The organism is Variovorax sp. Varisp85 (genome assembly GCF_047304045.1).
In the GTDB taxonomy this organism is placed as follows: domain Bacteria; phylum Pseudomonadota; class Gammaproteobacteria; order Burkholderiales; family Burkholderiaceae_C; genus Variovorax.
In genome coordinates, this window is record NZ_JBGLYN010000058.1 from 20,416 (window position 1) to 40,816 (window position 20,401).

The 20,401-nt window shown below is 68.9% G+C and carries 23 protein-coding genes; 13 read left to right on the forward strand and 10 right to left on the reverse strand.

All coding sequences use genetic code 11. The annotated features are described in order from the left end of the window. Window positions 1-8: 8 nt before the first annotated feature. The 5 genes from ACCC97_RS20950 (at window position 9) to ACCC97_RS20970 (ending at window position 4,173) form a co-directional block, all read left to right on the forward strand. On the forward strand, window positions 9-1,688 hold the full coding sequence (locus tag ACCC97_RS20950) for an ABC transporter permease (protein WP_413334816.1): 1,680 nt from the start codon (window positions 9-11) through the stop codon (window positions 1,686-1,688). Then, the gene (locus ACCC97_RS20955; protein ID WP_413334818.1) at window positions 1,685-2,368 is read left to right on the forward strand and encodes an ABC transporter ATP-binding protein; all 684 of its coding nucleotides are present in this window, start codon (window positions 1,685-1,687) and stop codon (window positions 2,366-2,368) included. The genes ACCC97_RS20950 and ACCC97_RS20955 overlap by 4 nt, the downstream gene beginning before the upstream one ends. A 105-nt stretch (window positions 2,369-2,473) precedes the next feature. Then, window positions 2,474-3,163: a glutathione S-transferase family protein gene (locus tag ACCC97_RS20960; RefSeq protein ID WP_413334820.1), complete on the forward strand. Its 690-nt coding sequence runs from the start codon at window positions 2,474-2,476 to the stop codon at window positions 3,161-3,163. 63 nt (window positions 3,164-3,226) lie between these two features. Beyond that, complete coding sequence (gene gloA / locus ACCC97_RS20965) at window positions 3,227-3,640, forward strand: lactoylglutathione lyase (RefSeq protein WP_042672808.1); 414 nt, start codon at window positions 3,227-3,229, stop codon at window positions 3,638-3,640. After that, on the forward strand, window positions 3,640-4,173 hold the full coding sequence (locus tag ACCC97_RS20970; RefSeq protein WP_413334822.1) for a DUF1697 domain-containing protein: 534 nt from the start codon (window positions 3,640-3,642) through the stop codon (window positions 4,171-4,173). The genes gloA and ACCC97_RS20970 overlap by 1 nt, the downstream gene beginning before the upstream one ends. On the opposite strand, the gene ACCC97_RS20975 is transcribed toward ACCC97_RS20970, so the two are convergent. From ACCC97_RS20975 to ACCC97_RS20990, 4 genes are all read right to left on the reverse strand, one after another. Continuing rightward, a complete protein-coding gene (locus ACCC97_RS20975) occupies window positions 4,174-4,902 on the reverse strand; it encodes a haloacid dehalogenase type II (RefSeq protein WP_007829491.1) in 729 nt (242 codons plus the stop codon). 2 nt (window positions 4,903-4,904) lie between these two features. Beyond that, entirely contained in the window at window positions 4,905-5,540 is a 636-nt protein-coding gene (eda, locus tag ACCC97_RS20980; protein WP_007829490.1) for a bifunctional 4-hydroxy-2-oxoglutarate aldolase/2-dehydro-3-deoxy-phosphogluconate aldolase, read from the reverse strand. A gap of 159 nt (window positions 5,541-5,699) precedes the next feature. Then, window positions 5,700-7,541, reverse strand: coding sequence for a phosphogluconate dehydratase (edd, locus tag ACCC97_RS20985; RefSeq protein WP_007829489.1), 1,842 nt, complete (start codon window positions 7,539-7,541; stop codon window positions 5,700-5,702). Between the two features lie 201 nt (window positions 7,542-7,742). Then, window positions 7,743-8,300 carry an OmpA family protein gene (locus ACCC97_RS20990; RefSeq protein WP_007829488.1) on the reverse strand — a complete coding sequence of 186 codons (558 nt, stop codon included), beginning with the start codon at window positions 8,298-8,300 and terminating at the stop codon, window positions 7,743-7,745. 135 nt (window positions 8,301-8,435) lie between these two features. Here ACCC97_RS20990 and ACCC97_RS20995 point away from each other — a divergent pair, with 135 nt between their 5' ends. After that, the gene (locus ACCC97_RS20995; protein WP_081502616.1) at window positions 8,436-9,140 is read left to right on the forward strand and encodes a gamma-glutamylcyclotransferase; all 705 of its coding nucleotides are present in this window, start codon (window positions 8,436-8,438) and stop codon (window positions 9,138-9,140) included. Next, window positions 9,137-9,676 carry a superoxide dismutase family protein gene (locus ACCC97_RS21000; RefSeq protein ID WP_007829486.1) on the forward strand — a complete coding sequence of 180 codons (540 nt, stop codon included), beginning with the start codon at window positions 9,137-9,139 and terminating at the stop codon, window positions 9,674-9,676. The genes ACCC97_RS20995 and ACCC97_RS21000 overlap by 4 nt, the downstream gene beginning before the upstream one ends. A 19-nt stretch (window positions 9,677-9,695) precedes the next feature. Here the strand turns inward: ACCC97_RS21000 and ACCC97_RS21005 are convergent, their stop codons facing one another. Further along, the gene (locus tag ACCC97_RS21005; protein WP_007829485.1) at window positions 9,696-10,256 is read right to left on the reverse strand and encodes an NTP transferase domain-containing protein; all 561 of its coding nucleotides are present in this window, start codon (window positions 10,254-10,256) and stop codon (window positions 9,696-9,698) included. A gap of 38 nt (window positions 10,257-10,294) precedes the next feature. Between ACCC97_RS21005 and pdxH the strand changes: the two genes are divergently transcribed. Continuing rightward, window positions 10,295-10,948: a pyridoxamine 5'-phosphate oxidase gene (gene pdxH / locus ACCC97_RS21010; RefSeq protein WP_007829484.1), complete on the forward strand. Its 654-nt coding sequence runs from the start codon at window positions 10,295-10,297 to the stop codon at window positions 10,946-10,948. 12 nt (window positions 10,949-10,960) lie between these two features. On the opposite strand, the gene ACCC97_RS21015 is transcribed toward pdxH, so the two are convergent. Continuing rightward, window positions 10,961-12,172, reverse strand: coding sequence for an OmpA family protein (locus tag ACCC97_RS21015; RefSeq protein WP_042672805.1), 1,212 nt, complete (start codon window positions 12,170-12,172; stop codon window positions 10,961-10,963). A gap of 57 nt (window positions 12,173-12,229) precedes the next feature. Between ACCC97_RS21015 and ACCC97_RS21020 the strand changes: the two genes are divergently transcribed. Next, window positions 12,230-12,544 (forward strand): hypothetical protein, encoded by a 315-nt coding sequence (locus ACCC97_RS21020; protein WP_007829482.1) that lies wholly within the window; start codon window positions 12,230-12,232, stop codon window positions 12,542-12,544. A 139-nt stretch (window positions 12,545-12,683) separates the two neighbouring features. Here the strand turns inward: ACCC97_RS21020 and ACCC97_RS21025 are convergent, their stop codons facing one another. The 4 genes from ACCC97_RS21025 to msrA form a co-directional block, all read right to left on the reverse strand. After that, on the reverse strand, window positions 12,684-13,637 hold the full coding sequence (locus tag ACCC97_RS21025) for an AEC family transporter (RefSeq protein WP_042672804.1): 954 nt from the start codon (window positions 13,635-13,637) through the stop codon (window positions 12,684-12,686). A 154-nt stretch (window positions 13,638-13,791) separates the two neighbouring features. Then, a complete protein-coding gene (locus ACCC97_RS21030) occupies window positions 13,792-15,885 on the reverse strand; it encodes a TonB-dependent receptor (RefSeq protein WP_007829480.1) in 2,094 nt (697 codons plus the stop codon). 80 nt (window positions 15,886-15,965) lie between these two features. Then, on the reverse strand, window positions 15,966-16,337 hold the full coding sequence (locus ACCC97_RS21035) for a hypothetical protein (protein ID WP_042672802.1): 372 nt from the start codon (window positions 16,335-16,337) through the stop codon (window positions 15,966-15,968). 22 nt (window positions 16,338-16,359) lie between these two features. Continuing rightward, window positions 16,360-16,911, reverse strand: a complete 552-nt coding sequence (gene msrA / locus ACCC97_RS21040) for a peptide-methionine (S)-S-oxide reductase MsrA (RefSeq protein ID WP_007829478.1) — start codon at window positions 16,909-16,911, stop codon at window positions 16,360-16,362. A 104-nt stretch (window positions 16,912-17,015) separates the two neighbouring features. Here msrA and ACCC97_RS21045 point away from each other — a divergent pair, with 104 nt between their 5' ends. From ACCC97_RS21045 to ACCC97_RS21060, 4 genes are read left to right on the forward strand one after another with little or no spacing between them, the layout of a single operon-like run. Next, on the forward strand, window positions 17,016-17,741 hold the full coding sequence (locus ACCC97_RS21045; protein ID WP_007829476.1) for a TetR/AcrR family transcriptional regulator: 726 nt from the start codon (window positions 17,016-17,018) through the stop codon (window positions 17,739-17,741). Between the two features lie 21 nt (window positions 17,742-17,762). Next, complete coding sequence (locus ACCC97_RS21050; RefSeq protein WP_413334826.1) at window positions 17,763-18,440, forward strand: protein-L-isoaspartate O-methyltransferase family protein; 678 nt, start codon at window positions 17,763-17,765, stop codon at window positions 18,438-18,440. Between the two features lie 16 nt (window positions 18,441-18,456). Beyond that, window positions 18,457-18,804: a rhodanese-like domain-containing protein gene (locus ACCC97_RS21055; protein WP_413334828.1), complete on the forward strand. Its 348-nt coding sequence runs from the start codon at window positions 18,457-18,459 to the stop codon at window positions 18,802-18,804. 21 nt (window positions 18,805-18,825) lie between these two features. Continuing rightward, complete coding sequence (locus ACCC97_RS21060) at window positions 18,826-20,364, forward strand: TolC family outer membrane protein (protein WP_413334830.1); 1,539 nt, start codon at window positions 18,826-18,828, stop codon at window positions 20,362-20,364. Window positions 20,365-20,401 lie beyond the last annotated feature (37 nt).

The following is a 20,401-nucleotide window of genomic DNA, read 5'->3' on the forward strand; positions in this document are numbered from 1 at the left end:
GCATGCGAATGACACGACGCCAGCTCCCGGGCCTGCACGCCGCAGGTCCGGTCTGGCGTCTTGCCTCGTTCGCCATCGCCGTCGGCGTGCTCGCGCCGGTGCTCACGCTGGCGTGGCTCGCCTTCGGCTCGGGCCTCGGGCACTGGGGGCCGCTGTTTGCGAACGTGCTGCCGCAGGCGGCGCTCAACACGGCCATGCTGCTCACGGGCGTGGGCGTGCTGGTGCTGGTGATCGGCACCGGCTGCGCGTGGCTGGTGACGGCGCATGACTTCCCGGGGCGCGGCGTGCTGCACTGGGCGCTGCTGCTGCCGCTGGCGATGCCAACCTACATCGTCGCCTTCGCGTACCTCGACCTGCTGCACCCCATCGGCCCCATGCAGGGCGCGATCCGCTGGATGCTGGGCTTCGACAGCCCGCGCCAGTTCCGCCTGCCCGACCTGCGCTCGATGCCCGGTGCAATCTTCGTGCTGGGCTTCGTGCTCTATCCGTACGTCTACATGACGGCGCGCGCGATGTTCATGACGCAGCCGGCGCACCTGATGGAAGCGGCGCGCACGCTCGGCGAGAGCCGGCGCGGCGCGTTCTTCCGCGTGGCGCTGCCGCTGGCGCGGCCGGCGCTGGCCGTGGGGCTGAGCCTCGCGCTGCTCGAAACGCTCAACGACATCGGCGCCTCGGAGTTCCTCGGCGTGAACACGTTGACGGTGGCGGTCTACACGACGTGGATCACGCGCTCCGACCTCGCAGGGGCCGCGCAGATCGCGTGCGCGATGCTGTTCGTGGTGGTGGCGCTGGTCTGGCTCGAACGCAATGGCCGGCAGCACCAGCGCTTCGGCTCGGCGCAGCGCATGCGCGCGGTGCAGCCGCGGCGGCTGCACGGTGGTGCGGCGTGGGCCGCCAGCGCGGCGGCGGCGCTGCCGGTGCTGATCGGCTTCGTGGCCCCTGCGTTCTACCTCGTGCGGGAAAGCTTCAAGCGGCTGCATCAGGGCGGCGGCATGTCCCAAGGCCTGGTCGCGAGCCTCGGCAACACGCTGGCGCTGGCTTCGGGTGTCACCGCGGCCGCAGTCGCGGCGGGGCTGGTCGTCGCCTGGGCCTCGCGCAGCCAGGGCGCGGGCCTCGCCAACCGCGCGCGATGGCAGGCGCGTGCGGCGACGCTGGGCTACGCGGTGCCGGGCACAGTGCTGGCCATCGGCCTGCTCACGCCGGCGCTGGCCTTCGACAGCGCCCTCGCCACGGCATTCGGGTGGCAGGGCCTGCCGCTCATGGGCGCGGGCATCGTGCTGGTCGTGGCCTGCGCGATCCGCTTTCTCGCGATGCCGGTCGGCGGCATCGAGGCCGGCCTCGCGCGCATTCCGCCTGCCATCGAACAGGCTTCGCGCCTGCTCGGCGAAACCACCGGCGGGACGCTGCGCCGCGTGCACCTGCCACTGCTGCGCCCCGCCATCGCCACGGGCGCGCTGCTGGTGTTCGTCGATGCGATGAAGGAATTGCCGGCCACGCTGCTGCTGCGGCCCGCCAATTTCGACACCCTCGCCACCTGGCTGTATGCCGAGGCCGCGCGCGGCACGTATGAAGAAGGCGCGATTGCCGCGCTCGCCATCGTGCTGGCCGGCCTGCTGCCCATCCTGCTGCTCGCGCGCAACCAGCTGGGCGCGCCTTCGGCCGCACCCGGCCCCGACCAGACACCATGAGTTCCCCCCTGCACCTCGATGCGATCCAGCTCGCATACAACACACCGCGCGGCCCGCACACGGTCGTCGAGGGCTTCTCGCTGGCATTGGACGCCGGCGAAATCGGCTGCCTGTTCGGCCCTTCGGGCTGCGGCAAGACGACGGTGCTGCGTGCCATCGCAGGCTTCGAGCCCGTGCGCGCCGGCACGGTCCGGCTCGGCGACGTGCTTCTCTCGTCCGCGCAGAAGCACCTGCCGCCGGAGCAGCGGCACGTGGGCATGATGTTCCAGGAGTACGCGCTGTTCCCGCACCTGTCGGCGGCGAAGAACGTGGCCTTCGGCCTGCGCCGGCTTGGCCGCACGGCGCAGCAATCGCGCGTGGCGGAAATGCTGGCGCTGGTCGGCCTCGCCGACGCGGGCGAACGCTATCCGCACCAACTCTCCGGCGGCCAGCAGCAACGCGTCGCACTGGCCCGCGCGCTCGCGCCCTCGCCCGCCCTGCTGCTGCTCGACGAACCGTTCTCCAACCTCGACGGCGGCACGCGCGAGCGGCTGGCTGCGGAGGTGCGCGGCATCCTCAAGCAGGCCGGCCAGACCGCCATCCTCGTCACGCACAACGAGGCCGAGGCGCACGCCATGGCCGACCGCATCGGCGTGATGCACGGCGGGCGCATCACGCACTGGCTCGACGCAGCGGCATAGCACACGAGGCCCATTTTCCGAATGGGCTTTCCGGGAAAAGGTTGTTCCGGACCGCAAGAATCGCGGCCTTCCAGACACATCCATCACCCAGGAACGGAAAGCCCCATGACGCAAGCTCTCACCCTCGTCAGCCACCTGCTGTGCCCGTACGTCCAGCGCGCCGCGATCGCACTGCATGAAAAGGGCGTGCCCTTCGAGCGCGTCGTCATCGACCTCGCGAACAAGCCCCAGTGGTTTCTCGACATCTCGCCGCTCGGCAAGGTACCGCTGCTGAAGGTGCGCCGGCCCGACGGCAGCGAGGCCGTGCTGTTCGAGAGCAACGTGATCTGCGAGTACCTCGAGGAGACACAGCCCGGCGCCCGCCTGCACCCCGAAGACCCGCTCCAGCGCGCCGAACATCGCGCGTGGATGGAGTTCGGCTCGGCCATCCTCGGCGACCTCTGGGGTTACGAGACCACGCAGGACGCGGCCGTGTTCGAGCAGAAGCGGCTGGCGCTCGTCGCCAGGTTCGAGCGCGTGGAAGCTGCGCTGGCAGCCTCGGGAGAAGGTCCCTACTTCGCCGGCCAGAACTTCAGCCTCGTCGACGCGGTCTTCGCACCGATGTTCCGCTACTTCGAGGTGTTCGACGCGATCAGCGACTCGCATGTCTTCGACGCACTGCCCAGGGTCAAGGCCTGGCGCAAGGCGCTGGCGGCCCGCCCCAGCGTGCGCGATGCGGTGGTGCCTGAATATCCCCGGCACCTGATGGAATTCCTGAAGCGCCACCAGGCCCACCTGCTGACACTGGCGGCTTGATCGTCGCGGCGGGAGGCAGACAATAGCGGCCTCCCTTTCTTCACGCCCAACGGCCCCCACGAGATGCGACTCCTCCACACCATGCTGCGCGTCGGCAACCTCCAGCGCTCCATCGACTTCTACACCAAGGTGCTCGGCATGAACCTGCTGCGCACCTCGGAGAACCCCGAGTACAAGTACAGCCTCGCTTTCATCGGCTACGGCAAGGGCAACCCCGAGCAGGCCGAGATCGAGCTCACCTACAACTGGGGCACCGAGAGCTACGAACTGGGCACCGCCTACGGCCACATCGCGCTGGGCGTGCCCGACGCGTACGCGGCCTGCGAGAAGATCAAGGCCGCGGGCGGCAACGTGACGCGCGAGGCCGGGCCGGTCAAGGGCGGCACCACCGTGATCGCGTTCGTGACGGACCCCGACGGCTACAAGATCGAGCTGATCCAGCGTGACGAAGGCGCCGCCGGCGGCGGCCTGCGCTGATGACTCGCCGCGTTGCCCTGCTGCGTGGCGTGAACGTCAACGGCATCGCGATCAAGAGCGCCGACCTGAAGGCGCTGTTCGCGGAAGAACTCGGCTTCGGCGCGGTGCGCACCGTGCTCGCCAGCGGCAACGTGCTGTTCGACACCGACGAGCGCGATGCCACCGCATTGCGCAAGCGCATCGAGCAGGCGCTGCGCAAGCGATTCGGCTACGAGGCGTGGATCGTGCTGCTCACACAGAAGCAGGTGGCCGACGTGGCCAAGGCCTATCCCTTCGAGCGCATCGACGACGAGCGGCATCCCTACATCGTGTTCGGCTCGGACACCGCGATGCTCGACGAGATCGTGGAGAAGGCCGGCACCGTCGATGCCGACGTCGAACAGATGGAGCCCGGCAAGGGCGTTCTGTACTGGCAATGCCCGCGCGGCGAGAGCCTCGATACGCCGGTGGCCAAGCTGCTGGCCAAGACGCGCTACAAGTCGAGCACCACCACGCGCAACCTGCGTACGGTGGAGAAGCTGCTCACCGGCTGATCAGCAGCCCAGCAGGTCGGCCAGCGCCTCGATGTCGCGCGCATGCAGGTTGTTGTCCGGCTGCGGCGACACGTCCTTCGGCTTGGCGCGGCCGAATTCGTGCGGGCGCTCGATGTAGGCCGTCTTCAGGCCGCACACGCGCGCGGCGGCCAGGTCGTCGTGGTGCGCGGCGGCCAGCATCACCTGACCGGGCGTTGCATCGAACACACCCGCCACGCCGAGGTAGGTGCGCGGGTCGGGCTTGTAGGCCTTGAACACCTCGGCCGACAGCACGCAGTCCCAGGGCAGGCCCGCACGCTTCGCCATCTCGGTGAGCAGGCCGATGTTCCCGTTCGACAGCGTGCAGATGGTGAACTTCTTCTTGAGCCGCGTGAGACCCGGCACCGAATCGGGCCAGGCCGGCAGGCGGTGCCAGGCGCGGCTCAGGTCGCGCCTGGCGGCCGTGTCGAGGCGCTCGGACAGGCCGAAATCGCGCAGCACCTGTTCGAGCATGCTCAGGTGCAGCTCGTCGAGCAGCGTGAAGCCGCCCTCGCCCGCGGCAATGCGCTCCATCACGGCCTTCATCGCGGGCTGGTAGCCCGCGCGCCACGCCAGCGCGAAGGCCGCGCCGTCCACGCCCGGCAATGCGCGCTCGACCTCGGCGGCAATGCCGCTGTGCCAGTCGACCACCGTGCCGAAAACGTCGAACGCGATGACCTTCAGGTCGCCCGCGTCGAAATCGGCGCGCATGATCAGCGCGGCAGCTGGCTCGCGGCGCGTGCCAGTTGCTCGATGCGGGCCCAGTCGCCTTCGCGGATCGCGTCGGTCGGCACGATCCACGAACCGCCCACGCAGGCCACGTTCGACAGCGCGAGGAACTCGGCCGCGTTGCCCGCCTGGATGCCGCCCGTCGGGCAGAAGGTGACGTCGCCGAACGGACCCTGCCAGGCCTTGAGCATCGGCAGCCCGCCGGCCTGCAGCGCGGGGAAGAACTTGAGTTGGGTGTAGCCGTCTTCCTGCGCCATCATGATCTCGCTGCCGGTGGCCACGCCGGGCAGCAGCGGCAGGCCGAGGTCGTGGCAGGCCTTGCCGACCGCACGCGTGTAGCCCGGGCTCACGCCGAACTTCGCGCCGGCCAGCGCCGAGGCCTGGGCATCGGCCGCGCTGCGGATGGTGCCGGCGCCGGCCACGGCCTCGGGAACGTCCCTGGCGATGGCTTCGATGCACTGCAGCGCCTGCGGCGTGCGCAGCGTGACTTCGAGCATGCGGATGCCGCCAGCCACCAGTGCGCGAGCGAGAGGGACGGCGTCTTTCACGTCGTTCAGCACGATGACCGGAATGACCGGCGCATCGCGCATGACTTCGAGGGCGGTGAGTTTCTTTGTCATTTCATAGCTCCATTACTTCAAGCACATCCGCGATCCTGAAAATCGCGGTGCTCAATTCCAGAAACGCCGCGGAACCGGCTTTGCCGGGCCACCGGTGTTGTCCCCGGAAGGGGGAAGGCGAAGCGGCACGAAGCACGCGCAGCCTGGGGGCGAGCCCGATTACAGCCATGAGCAGGCTCCTTCTTCGGCAGTGAGTGCATTGCGGCGCATGCCGGCGAACAGTTCGCGGCCGAGGCCGTGTCCATCGGCGATGCGCTGCGCTTCGGGCAGCGTCGCGGTTTCGCGCGCGGCCCATTCGTCTTCGGGCAGCAGCACGGCCAGCGTACCCGCCACCGCGTCGAGGCGGATCAGGTCGCCGTCGCGCACCTTGGCGAGCGGGCCGCCCGCAGCCGCTTCGGGCGAGACGTGGATGGCGGCCGGTATCTTGCCCGACGCGCCGCTCATGCGGCCGTCGGTGACCAGCGCCACGCGGAATCCCTTGCCCTGCAGCACCGACAGCGGCGGCGTGAGCTTGTGCAGCTCGGGCATGCCGTTGGCCTGCGGGCCCTGCCAGCGCACCACGCAGACCACGTCGCGCTCGAGTTCGCCGGCGGTGAAGGCCTTGTGCAGCGCGGCCTGCGAGTCGAACACGCGCGCGGGCGCTTCGATGACATGGCGATCGTCGGGCACCGAGGACACCTTGATGACGCTGCGCCCGAGGTTGCCGCCCAGCAGCTTGAGGCCGCCAGTGGCACTGAACGGATTCGCGACCGTGCGTGTGATGGCTTCGTTCTTCAGCGGCGCCGCGGGACTCCATTGCAGGCGCTGTTCGGCGCCATCACCCGCCAGCGCCGGGATGTTCGCGTATTCGCGGATGCCGCCCGCGCGCACCGTCAGCACGTCGGCATGCATGAGGCCGGCGTCGACCAGTTCGCCGATCACGAGGCCGGGACCGCCCGCGGCCTGGAACTCGTTCACGTCGGCGCTGCCGTTGGGATACACGCGGCTCAGCAGCGGCACCACATCGGAGAGCTTCGAGAAGTCGTCCCAGTCGATCACGATGCCGGCGGCGCGCGCCACGGCCACCCAGTGGATCAGGTGGTTGGTGGAGCCGCCCGTGGCCAGCAGCGCGACCATGGCGTTGACGATGCAGCGCTCGTCCACCATCTCGCCGATGGGCGGGCACTGGAAGGAAATGTCGCTCGCCTTGCCCAGCACGGTGCGCACCGCTTCGCGCGTGAGCGTTTCGCGCATCGCGTCGCCGGGCTGGATGAAGGCAGTGCCGGGCACGTGCAGGCCCATGGCCTCGAGCAGCATCTGGTTGCTGTTGGCGGTGCCGTAGAAGGTGCAGGTGCCCATCGTGTGATAGGCCGCCATCTCGGCGTCGAGCAGGCCCTGGCGGCCCACGAGGCCTTGCGCCGCCTGCTCGCGCACCTTCGATTTGGCATTGTTCGACAGGCCCGAGGGCATCGGGCCGGCGGGCACGAACACGGTCGGCAGGTGGCCGAAGTGCAGCGCGCCGATCAGCAGGCCCGGCACGATCTTGTCGCACACGCCGAGCAGCAGCGCGCTGTCGAACATGTCGTGCGTGAGCGCGACGGCCGTGCTCATGGCGATCAGGTCGCGGCTGAACAGGCTCAGTTCCATGCCGGGCGTGCCCTGCGTGACGCCGTCGCACATGGCGGGCACACCGCCAGCCACCTGCGCGGTGGCGCCGAGTCGGCGGGCCTCGTGCTTGATGATGTCGGGGTAGCCCTGGTACGGCGCGTGGGCCGAGAGCATGTCGTTGTAGGCGGTGACGATGCCGATGTTGGGCGCGCGCTCGGCCACCACGCGGAACTTGTCGTTCGCCGGGATGCCGGCCACGGCGTGCGCCACGTTGGCGCAGCCCATGCGGTCTGAGCCGCGGTCGCGGTCGCGGATTTCGGCGAGGCGGGAGAGGTACGCGCTGCGCAGCCCCTTGCTGCGCTCGCGGATGCGATCGGTGACGTCGCGGACGATGGGGTGTGTGCTGCTGCTCATGGGGTCGGTGGCTCTTGCTGCGTGCCGCCAGGGCGGCTGTGGGCCTGGAGACCCATGGTAACAAGCCGGGCACGAAAGCCCGATGAAATCCGGGTGCCCGCCAATACGAATCCACTCATCCGCGCCCCTGCAGGGAAGCACCCATGAAAAAGCCCGGCGTCACCGGGCTTCTTCTGCTCTTGCAGCCGATGCGCGCGACGCTCAGTCCACCAGCTTCACCTCGACGCGGCGCGCCTCGGCATCGTTGCCCGAGCCGGCCGTCACGGCGGGCCTCTGCAGGTCGACCTTGGCCGCCGGCACGCCCAGGCCCACGAGCACGTCGCGCACCATCTCGGCGCGCTTCTTCGCGAGCTGTTCGTTGATGGCGGCGTCGCCGGTGGTGTCGTGGAAGCCCGAGACCACCGCCTTGCGGCCGCTCTCGACGCCCTTGATGACCGCGGCCAGCGCCTCGGCGGCGCCGGGTGCAAGGTCGGCGCTGCCGGTCGCGAAGTAGAAGTTCACCACGCCGTCGACCACGCGGATGCTTGCGCCGTCGGGGATCGTGACCGTCACGGTCTCGGTGACCTCGGCCACCTTGGGCGCGGCGCCGGGGGCGGGCGCCGAGACCACCACCGCCGCGGGAGCGGCGGCGGCCTGCGCGACCGCCGGGTTGTGGCCCCTGTGCCAGAGCACGATGCCGACCACGAAGAAGATCACCAGGGCGATCAGCGCCATGACGAACCCGAGGATGAAATTCTGCTGGCTGTCGTCATCGCTCATCGGGGATCTTGCTCCATAGGGAAGGGGTAGGTAAATAATGGTGCGGTGAACCATGATCAGGAAATTGTAGGCGGCGGTCCCGGCATCCCCATGTCGGACCCTGCGCCGAACCCCGGTCCGCCGGGACTCGACCCCATGCCCAAACCCCTGCGCGATCCGCAGCCGATGCTCGAGCGCGCCATCGCCGACTGGGGCGGGCATGAGGATCTCTGGCTCTTCGGCTATGGCTCGCTGATCTGGCGGCCCGAGTTCGACTTCGTCGAGCGGCGCCAGGCCTGGGTGCGCGGCTGGCATCGCGCGCTGAAGATGTGGAGCCGCGTGAACCGCGGCAGCGTCCAGGTGCCCGGCCTCGTGTTCGGACTGCTCTCGGGCGGCAGCTGCCGTGGCATGGTGTTCCGCGTGCCCAGGGCCGAGGGTCTGGAAACGCTGCGCCGGCTCTGGCTGCGCGAGATGCCGACTGGCGTGTACGACCCGAAATGGCTGCGCTGCGGCACGGCCGAAGGGCCTGTGCGCGCGCTGGCGTTCACGCTGTCGCGGCGCAGCCCCAACTTCACGGGCGAGCTCAGCGACGAGCGCTACCGCCACATCTTCGCCAACGCCGTCGGCCGCTACGGAACTTCGCTCGACTACGCACGCCAGACGCTGCTCGAACTGCAGCGCCACTCGATCCACGACGCGGCGCTGGCCCGCCTGGTGGCGCTGGCCGCCGTTCAGGAACAGCAGCGCCAGCAGCAAACCGAGGCCGCCGCCGATTGCGGGGCGCCGCAGCCTCCGGTATATGTTCCGGGGTCTTCAGACTCTTCTTCCCAACCTTCCGAATCATCCAAGGAAAACACATGACCCAACGTCGTCTCGCCGCCGCCGGCGCCGCCCTCCTCGCCTGCGCCCTTCTCGCCGCCTGCGGCAGCATGGGCGGCAAGCCGAGCACCGCCGTCGAGCTGGTGCCGACCGGCGCCATCACGCCCAACCCGACGCGCGGCACGGTGACCTTCGCCGCGCTCGACCACGGCGTGCGCGTGTCGGGCGAAGTGCGCGGGCTGGCACCGGGCAGCGAGCACGGCTTCCACATCCACGAGAAGGGCGATTGCGGCAACAACGGCGACGCCTCGGGCGGCCACTTCAATCCGACCGGCGGCACGCACGGCAAGTTCGCCGCCGCGGGCAGCCATGCCGGCGAACTGCCGAGCCTGGTGGCCGATGCCAGCGGCGTGGCCCGCTTCAGCGTGGAAGACCACTCGATCTCGCTGACGGACGGCGCCGCCAACAACGTGGTGGGCCGCGCCCTGGTGGTGCATCGCGACCGCGACGATTTCACGACGCAGCCGTCAGGCAACTCGGGCCCGCGCATCGCCTGTGCGGTGATCACCAAGCCCTGATCGAAACGGGCGGCAAAAGCTAGGCGCCCTCGCGCGCCAGCCACAGCGTCTCGGCCTGCGCCAGCGCCTCGGGTGTGTCGATGTCGGTGATCACGCCGACGTCGTCCACCACCAGGTCGGCCACCGAATCGATGGCACGCATCGACCGCAGGATGGACGATGCGCCCAGGCTTCCCTCCAGCATGGCGAGTTGCGCACCGCACCCGGCGGCAAAGCCCACCGGATGGCCGCGCTCGCCCCGGTACTGCGGCTGCACGGCATTCACCCGGCCGCCCAGGGCTGCTGCAACAGCCTGCAGCGTCGCGGGCTGCACCAGCGGCAGGTCGCCCGGCAGGATCAGCCAACCCGCCGCATCGGGCGTTGCGCGCACTGCGGCCGCGATCGAATCGCCCATGCCGGGGTGCCCCGCATCTTCCACGTGCCATGGCAGGCCGCTGGCGCGCACCGCGTCGAGCGTGCGCTCCAGCACCGGCCTGCCGGCGAGCAACGCCTTCAGCTTCGAGCCCGCGCCACCGGCCGCGATGAAGCGTTCGCCGCGGCCCGAGGCCAGCACGATCACCACCGGGGAATTCACCTTCATGGTCGTCATGGGCCGAGTATGTGCGCAACAATCCCGGCATGACCTCCCCCCTCTCCAATGACGCACTGGCGGCGCTGCGCAAGAGCTACGAGCGCGCCGAACTCGGCGAAGCCCACAGCGCCGGCGATCCGCTGAAGCAGTTCGAGCGCTGGCTCACCGAAGCCATCGACGCGCAGGTGCCCGAGCCCAATGCGATGACGCTGTGCACCGTGGGCAGCGACCTGCGGCCGTCCAGCCGCATCGTGCTCATCAAGGGCTACGACGCGCGCGGCATCGTCTGGTACACCAACTACGAGAGCCGCAAGGGCCGCGAGCTGTCGGGCAATCCGTATGCGTCGCTGCAGTTCCACTGGGTCGAACTCGAACGCGTGGTGCGCATCGAGGGCCGCGTCGAGAAGGCAGGCGCCGAAGAGAGCGACGCCTACTTCGCGAGCCGCCCGCTCGATTCGCGCATCGGCGCCTGGGCCAGTCCGCAGAGCGAGGTGATCAGCGGACGCGACGTGCTGGTGAAGAACGCCGCCGTTGCCGCGGCCAAGCACATGCTCTCGCCGCCGCGCCCTCCGCACTGGGGCGGCTACCGGCTGGTGCCCGACCGCTGGGAGTTCTGGCAGGGCCGCAAGAGCCGGCTGCATGACCGGCTGCGCTACCGGCTCGACGGTAGCGACTGGGTGCGCGAGCGCCTGGCTCCGTGAGGCGGATCGTCGTCAGGCCTCGCAACTCACGACTTTGAACTCGACGCGCCGGTCCAGCGCGTCGCTCGCATCGTCCGCCCCCGTACCGACGATGTTCTCGCGGAAGCCCATGCCCGATTCCCGCAGCTTCTTCGACAGGGGCGCCGCCTCGCCCACCAGCCGGGTCTTCACGCTCACTGCGCGCTGCAGCGACAGCCGCTCGTTCACCGCCTCCGAGCCCGTGCGGCTCGTGTGGCCCGTGACCACCACGCACGAATCGATCTGCGCCGCCTGCCGCGCAATCTGGCGCAGCCACATCGGATAGGCAGCGCTGATCTTCGGATCGGCGAGGAAGTCGGTCGAGCCCGGCTTGAACAGGAACTTCACGCTCAGGTTGTTGGTTTCGAGGCCCAGCCGCGCGATGGTGCCGAAGGTCTTCTCGGCATCGGCCGTGCGGCCGAGTTGCGACTGCGTGAGGTACAGCCCGCTGTAGATGCGCAGCTGCTGGCCGTCGGGCCGCTTCGATGCAGCCTCGTAGCGGCCGAGCGCCTCGCTCATGCGGCCGGCCTCGTAGGCGGCGGTGGCCTCCTGCAGCACGGTCGAGGTCGGCAGGCGCTCCAGGTACAGCGCGTCCGCGGCCTGGCCGGGCTGGGTCTCGGCGGTGCGGATGTAGCCCTCGACGCCGCGGTCCTTGCCATTCACCGGGCTGTCACGGAAGAAGGCGGTGGGCCGTGTGTCGAGCGTGGCATCGCTGATGCGCGTGACCGACTGCGCGATCACCATGCCGCTGCGGATCTCGGTCAGCGCAAGGTTCAGTCGGTACGGTGCGCCCGAAGCGTCCCTGTCGCGCACCAGCGTGCCATTGAGCACGTACTGCGCGCTGCCGATCTCGCTCGCGTTGAAGGGCGTGACGGTGAACTGCCTGAACTGCGCCTGCATGCGCTGCACGATGCGCTGCTCGGCCACGCGCGTCACCTCGGTCTGCTGGCCGCTCGCGCCTTCGAGCAGCGGGTCGATCACGATGCGGCGCTGCGTGAGCGTCGACTCCACCTTGGCCAGGAAGGCCGGCAGTTTCTGCGTCTGTACCATCAGGTCGTCCACCGCCTGGTTCACGGCCTGGTCGAAGGGCATGGCGTTGCCCGGCGCGGGGCGGTGCGCGCAGGCGGCGGCAAGCACGGCGGCGCACAGCGCGAGCGCGCGCAGCGCCAGGCGTACTCGTTGGGTGGTGATGGTCGTCATCAGCATTGGCTCCTCAATGTCTTCATGTCCTGATCCGACAGCGGCTCGCCCACGGCGGCGCGCATGTTGATCTCGCTGCAGCGCTTCGACGGCGCAGGCTTTGATACCGCCGCTTCCCGTTGCACCGGCGGCGGTGCCGACGCGGCTGGCTGTGTGCGCGTCCTGATCACCGGCCTCGGCTTCGACGGCCCCTCGTCGGCCCTTTCAGCCTTCTCGGCGGGCGGCGGCTCGGCGGGCTCGCGCGGCACGTTCGCCGACAGGCACGGCGTGCGGCACGGCCTGGCCTCGCCTGTGGCCTGCGCGGGGCGTACTTGCAGCGCGGCGATCGTCGTCGCGACCACCGCCATAGCAAGAAGGGGCGAAGAGCGCGCCGGGTGAATCATCAGCCGGCAAATGTAGGGCGGCAGAGGCCGCGCGCCATCTCTCCAAACGGCCACCCTGCCGAACGGCATAGGCGTGCGGCGAACCGCGCTAAGGCGAAAGTCTGCGAGGTTCTACGAAGAGAGAACCGAAGGGCTCAGGGCAACCACTGCACCCAGACCATCACGAGCGGGAGCGTGGCGAGCCCCAGCACCGTCGACATCGCGACGCTGGCCGTCACCAGGTCTTCGGCCGTGCGGTAGCGCTGCGAAAAGAGGAACACGTTGGCGCCGATCGGCAGCGCCGCCGCCACCACCATCACCGTGAGCGGAATGCCTCGCACGCCGAGCAGCCAACCGATGACGGCCACCAGCAGCGGATGCAGCAGGTTCTTCACCAGCGCCTGCATCAGCGCGCCGCGCCAATGCCGGCCGATGGGTGTGAGCGCGAGCGTGATGCCCACCATCACCAGCGCGATGGGGCCGAAGGCCTGGCCGAGCAACTGGATCGGCTTGTCGATGAACTCGGGCATGACCAGCCCGGTCTGCGCGAACAACAGGCCCGCGATGATCGGCAGCGGCACGGGGTGGATGATGGCGTTGCGCAGCGCACGCATCACGGTGCGTGCCATCGAGGGGCGCTTGTCTTCGCCACCGACACCCGCGTGCTCGCGCGCGACGGCCAGCTCCAGCACCACCGTGGCGCTGGTCAGGAGCACCAGCGAATGCAGCGAGATCAGCGTGAGCAGCACCACCATGCCCGCCTCGCCATACGCCAGGCCGATCAACGCGATGCCGATCATCACCGTGTTGCTGTACGTGTTGGCCAGCGCGATCACCGCCGCGGTGCGATTGAATCCGCGCAGCGCCAGCGTGGCCGCGAACAGCAGGCCCGAAGCAACGAAGTACGCCGCCACCGGCTTCAGGCTCAGCTGCTCGACGTGCACCGTGCTCATGGCGCGGAACAGCAGCGCGGGCGCGAGCAGCAGGAAGATGAGATGCGACAGGTCCTTCACCGCATTGCCGCCGATCCATCGGCGCTTGCCGGCGAGGTAGCCCGCGGCGATGAGCAGGACGACGGGGAGCAGGGAGGAGATGACGAAGGAATTCACTCGGCGAGGATAGCCCAGTGAGTGCCTTGCTCCTTCCCCCTCTGGGGGAAGGTCGGGATGGGGGCAGGCGGCACTCGCAGGAGCCATGGCCCTGTCAAAGGCCGCTTGCCCCCACCCCCTGCCCTCTCCCAACGGGGGAGGGAGCAACACAAGATCAGAACGTCACGCGCAAACCGACCTTCAGCGTGCGCCCGGGCAACGGCGCGTTCGGATACACCGTCGTCGTCAGGATCGACGTCGCGCTGTAGGCCAGCTTGTTCGTGATGTTGTCCATGCGCGCGTACCAGGTGAGGTTGGCGCGCTGCACCTTCATGCGGTAGGTGATGGCCGCGTTCCACAGCGTGTAGGCATCGGTCTCGCGCGCACCCACCGACGGAATGCGGTGCTGCGCCGCGTTGTAGTCGAAGCCGAAGCGCGCGCCCCACGGACCGTTGGCATAGGCCAGCGTCGCGCCCAGGCGCAGCGGCGCGATGCGCGGCAGCGGCTCGCCGGTGTCGAGGTTCTTCGCGCGCACGATGTCGCCGCGCCATTCGAGGTCCAGCGTGCCGGCGTCGTCCATGCGCGCGAAGCCTTCGCTGCCCAGCAGGCGCAGGTTGCCGTTGGCCTCGATGCCGGTGAAGCGTGCACGCACGCCGCTGTAGACGTACTCGGCCAGCGTATCGGTGGCGCCGGGCTCGGCCACGTTGCCTTCCTCGTCGAGGTTGCGCCCCGTCGCGGTCAGGCCAATGTAGTTGCTGAAGCGCGTGACGTAGGCGTTGACGCGGGCCGTGTTGGGGCCCGACTTCCACTGCGCGCCCAGGTCGAGGCCGGTCGACTTTTCCTTCTTCAGGTTCGGGTCGCCCACCTCCCACGCGGCGGTCGCCACGTGGGGGCCGTTGGCCAGCAGTTCGTAGTCCTTCGGCGCGCGCTCGGTGTAGGCGAGGTTCGAAGTCAGCTGCCACTGAGGCGCGAGGTTGACCAGAGCACCGAAGGCCGCGCTGTGCGGGTTGAAGGTGCGCTCGCCGACCGCAAAGCGCGTGACCGTCGGATCGTCCGGATAGCCCAGCGATCGGATGCGGACCTGCTCGGTGCGCGCGCCGAAGCTCAGCCGGCCCCACGAAGTGCCGTACTCCTCGTACATGAACAGCGCATTGGAGCGCGTACGGCTGTGCGGCGCGAAGGCCTCTTCGCCATCGGCGGCGAAGCGGTTGGTTTCGCTGCTGAAGCCGACCAGGCCCTCGAAGTTGCCGATCTTCTGGTGGCGCGCCTCGATGCGCAGGTCGTTGCTCATGTTCGAGAACGTGGTGCCGGGCGTGCCGCCCTCGAACTCGGTGTGGCGGTAATCGGTGTGGCTCAGCTTGGCGTGGATGCTGCTGATGAAGCCGCCCGGGCGCCACTCGCCTTCGAGCGCATAGCGGTCGGACTTCATGCCGATGGTGACGTCGTCCTCGGCCACGGTGCCGTAGGTGCTGCGGTAAGTGCTGACCGAGGCACCGATGTAGCCCTGGTCGAAGAACATCGTGCCGCCGAGCGCGCCGCCGTGCGCCTCGTTGGCCGAGTTGCAGATCTTGCGCGCCGTCCACGGCGAGCCGGGCTTGCTGCATTCGAGGGTGATCGGCACCGAGACGTCCTTCGAGTCGCGGTTGAAGGCGTCGACGTGCAGTGCGAAGCGGTCGCTGCCGCCTTCGAGCACCACGCCGCCATTCTTCTCCTTGTTGCCGGTGGAATAGCCCAGGTCGGCGCGGCCGCCGAAGCCGTTGATCGGCTCCGAAGGAATGCGGTTGTCGATCACGTTGACCACGCCGCCGACAGCGCTGCCGCCGTACTGCAGCGCCGACGGGCCGCGCAGCACTTCGATGCGGTCGGTGACCAGCGCATCGACAGGCACCGCGTGGTCGTAGCTCAGCGCGGAGGCATCGGGTGCGCCGCCGCCGTTCTGCAGGATGCGGATTCGGTCGCCGTCCTGGCCGCGAATGATCGGGCGGCTGGCGTTGGGGCCGAAGTAGCTGCTGCTCACGCCGGGCACGTTGTCCAGCGTTTCGCCGAGCGTCGACTGGGAGCGCAGCAGCAGCTTGTCACCCGACAGCGTGGTGGTGGGAGCGATCAGTTCGGAGGCGCCGAGCGGATTGCCGGTGACGGTGACCTCGCGCAGGCTGGCGGCGTCGGCGGGTTGGGCCTGAACCTGCGCCTGGTCCTGGGCCATGCTTGCGAAGGAGGCGAGCGAAAGAACGGCAACGCCGATGGCGTTGCGACGGAATTTGGGAGTCATGAAGGAACACTCGTTGAATCGGGAAACGACCGGCCGCCGCCCGCGCGGGAAGCGGGTGCGGCAGCCGGAACACAGGGGATTCAGCGAGTGGAAGGCGGGCCGCGCGCGTCGAACAGCGCGACCCAGCGGGCGACGGCTTCGCCCTGCAGGAAAGCAAAGACGGCCGACGGCAGCAGCATCGGCAGCACCACCAGCGGCACGCCGGGCACGCCGGATCCGTGCGAGAGCTGGTCGTACAGCCGGCACTCGGCGTCGTTGTGTTCGCCGAACAGGCTGGCCAGCTGGGGGACGGCATGCTTGTGGCCAGCCTGCGCCGCGGCGGCCGGCAGGCCCGGCACGTGCAGCGAGCGGTGCATCAAGCCGAGCGTGCCCGCGAACCACACCGCGACCATCAGCGCGATGACGAGCGCGCGGGTCGAACGGGTCCGAGGCTGGCGGATGGAGAGATGCACGGGGCGAGGTACCGATCGGCGCTCAGGCCTTGACGCGCGATGCGAAGGTCTTCTGGAACTTCTCGACCTTCGGTCCCACGACGAACGCGCAGTAGCCCTGGTTCGGGTTGTTCAGGAAGTAGTCCTGGTGGTAGGCCTCGGCCGCCGAGTAGTTGGCGAGCTGCGCCACCTCGGTCACGACAGGCGAGCTGTAGGTCTTGCTGACCCCGATCTCGCGGATGACCTCCTGGGCCACCTGCTTCTGCGCGTCGCTCGTGTAGTAGATGCCGCTGCGGTACTGGGTGCCGGCGTCATTGCCCTGGCGGTTGAGCGTGGTCGGGTCGTGCACGACGAAGAAGATCTCGAGGATTTCACGCAGGCTGATCTGCGCGGGGTCGAATTCGAGCTTCACCACCTCGGCGTGGCCGGTGCGGCCGGTGCAGACCTGCTCGTAGGTCGGATTGACGGTCTGGCCGTTGCAATAGCCCGACTCCACGTCCAGCACGCCCTGCACCCGGTCGAACACCGCCTCGGTGCACCAGAAACAGCCGCCGCCGAGCACGATGGTTTCGGTGGGCGGCGATGAAGTGGACATGGTGCGGCTCCGGGAGGTTGGAAAAGGATGAGCCCGGTATTGTGGCGGCTTGACGTGACGGATATCGGTCACTACATTACTAACCCGCGAGTCATTAACATCCCATGTCCCCGCCCCGTTCCTTCGTCGACAAGATCATCTGCCCGGTGCGCGCCAAGCGTGAGCGCCGCAAAGAGGCGCGCCCCGGCGAACTGCTGGCCGCCGCACTCGACCTGTTCGTCGAAAAAGGCTTTGCCGCCACCCGCTCAGAGGAAGTAGCGGTGCGCGCCGGCGTCTCCAAGGGCACCCTCTTTCTCTATTTCCCGAGCAAGGAAGAGCTGTTCAAGGCCGTCGTCATGGAAAGCCTCGGCGGCCGTTTCACCGAGTGGAACGCCGAATTCGCGGCTTTCGAGGGCACCACGGCCGACATGCTGCGCTACTGCATGAGAGTGTGGTGGGAACGCGTCGGCATGACCCAGGCCTCGGGCCTGACCAAGCTCATGATGAGCGAGGGCGCCAACTTTCCCGATCTGGCGGAGTTCTACCGCCGCGAAGTGGTCCGCCCCGGCCACGAGCTGCTGCGGCGCATTTTCCAGCGCGGCATCGACAGCGGCGAGTTCGCTCCGATGGACGTCGACCACGCGATCTACTCGGTGGTGGCACCCATGGTCTTCCTCATGCTCTGGAAGCATTCAGCCATGGTCTGCGTCGACGGCGAATCGGCCCTCGACCCCGAAAAATACCTCGCCACCCAGGCCGAGGTGGTGATCAACGGACTCTGCGTGCGCCCCGGAAGGCCGACCGCGGCGGAGGCGTCATCGGCGACGCCTAAAATTGAAGGTTTGTCCTGAGCCCACAAGGAAAGCCACGCCATGAACCCCACCCCCACCCTCGAGCGCCTGCGCTTCAACATGATCGAACAGCAGATCCGCCCCTGGGATGTGCTGGATACCGACATCCTCGAACTGCTGGCCGAAATCCACCGCGAAGACTACGTGCCCGACGCGCACCGCACGCTGTCGTTCTTCGACATGGAACTGCCGCTGCTCGACGGCTCCGTGCCCGGCGAGATCATGCTGTCGCCCAAGGTCGAGGCCCGCACGCTGCAGGACCTGCACATCCAGAAGCATGAATCGGTGCTCGAGATCGGCACCGGCTCCGGCTTCATGGCCGCCCTGCTGGGCGCCCGCGCCGCCCAGGTGCTGACGCTCGAAATCAACCCCGTGCTGGCCGCCCGCGCCGCCGAGACGCTGCGCCAGAACGGCGTGACCAACGTCGAAGTGCGCCATGCCGACGGCGCCGTACCGCTGCCCAGCGGCCCGAGCTTCGACGTGATCGTGCTCAGCGGCTCGGTCGCTCGCATTCCGCAGAACCTGCTGGGTTCGCTCAAGGTCGGCGGCCGCCTCTCGGCCATCGTGGGCGAAGAGCCGATGATGCGCGCCCACTTCGTCACCCGCACGAGCGAAAGCAAGTGGGACACGGTCCAGCCCTGGGACACCGTGGCCCCACGGCTGCTGAACTTCCCCGAGCCCTCGCGCTTCTCGTTCTGAACGGGCGGTCCACCGAATGATCGACCAAGTCCGCCCCGCCGACCTTGCCGCCTGGTTCGCCCAGGACGCCGACGCCACCCCCTTGCTGCTCGACGTGCGCGAACCCTGGGAACTGCAGACGGCGAGCGTCGTGCCCCAGGGCTTCACCCTGGTCGCGATTCCGATGAACGAGATTCCCGGGCGGCTGGCCGAGCTCAATGACGGCCAGCCCGGACTTCGAATTGCCTGCCTGTGCCATCACGGCGCACGCAGCCAGCGCGTGGCCGCTTTCCTGAACCAGAACGGCTTTGACCAGCTCGCCAACGTGGCGGGCGGCATCGACGCCTGGTCTTCGCAGCACGACCCTTCCGTGCCGCGCTACTGATTCTTTCTCCAAGGACGTTCAATGCCTTCCAGGCCCCGGCTTTCGCCTCTTTCCGCAGCGCTCGCAAGCATCTTCGCAGCCCTGCTCGCATCGCCGGCCCAGAGCCAGACACTGAACGAGCTTTATGAATCCGCCCGCGGCTTCGACGCCACCTACCAGGGCGCACGGGCCCAGTACGACGCCAGCATCGCGCGCGCCGCGCAGGCCAAGGCCGGCATCCTGCCCGCCGTGGGACTCACGGCCGGCGTGACGCGCAGCGACCTCGACATCGAAACCCTCACCGGCGCCGGCCGCGGCACCACCACGCCGCGCGACTTCAACACGCAGAACGTCGGCATCAACGCCACGCAGCCGCTGTACCGGCCGGCCAACTGGGCCACCTACGAGCAGGGCAAGCGCCAGGCCGACATCGCACAGGCGGTGCTCACCATTGCCGAGCAGGACCTGATCGTGCGTGTGAGCCAGGCGTACTTCGACGTGCTCGCGAGCCAGGACAGCCTGGCGCTCGTGCGCGCGCAGAAGGTCGCCGTGGCCGAGCAGCTGGCATCGGCCAAGCGCAACTTCGAGGTCGGCACCTCCACCATCACCGACTCGCGCGAAGCGCAGGCGCGCTACGACTTGGTGATCGCCCAGGAAATCGCGGCCGAGAACGACCTGCAGGTGAAGAAGGTGGTGCTCGACCAGCTGGTCGGCCGTCCCGGCAGCGTGCCGGTGCCGCTGCGGGTGCCGGTGGTGCTGCCCACCGCCATGCCCGCGGACATCAACGCCTGGGTCACGCAGGCCGACGAGGTGCACCCCGCCATCCAGCAGGCCCGCCTGGGGCTCGACGTGGCCGGGCTCGAAGTGGAGAAGGCCAAGGCCGGCCACAAGCCCACGCTCGACGCCAACCTGGGCTACAACGTCACGCGCAACCCGACGGGCACCAGCACGAGCACCGTGGGCACGCGCATCAACGCGGCCACGGTCGGCGTCACGTTCAACCTGCCGCTGTTCGCCGGCTTCGCCACCGAGAACCGCATCAAGGAAACGCTGGCGCTCGAGGACCAGTCGCGCAGCGTGCTCGACGGCACCAAGCGCAGCGTGGCGCAGGCCACGCGCGCGGCGTACCTCGGGCTCGTCTCGGGTGCGGGGCAGGTGAAGGCGCTGGAAGCGGCCGAGGCCTCGAGCCAGAGCGCGCTCGATGCCAACCGGCTGGGCTACCAGGTGGGCGTGCGCATCAACATCGACGTGCTGAATTCGCAAAGCCAGCTGTTCCAGACCAAGCGCGACCTCGCGCAGGCGCGCTACAACGTGCTGCTGGGCAACCTGAAGCTGCGCCAGGCCAACGGCACGCTGACGATCGACGACATGAACGCGATCAACGCGACGCTGGCGAGCAGCGGCAGCGTGCCGGCGGTGCCTCCGGCCACGGGGCCGGATCGCAACATAACGACGCCTGCCGTGACGCCGCCGAGCATCCCGGTGATTCCGCCGGTGCCGGTACCGCCGTTCAATCCGCCGGCGCCGACGATGCCGACGGCACCGGTGCCGCCGGTGATCCTCAATCCGCCGGTGCGCTGAAATTCTTTCTCCCTCCCCTTCCGGGGGAGGGTTGGGG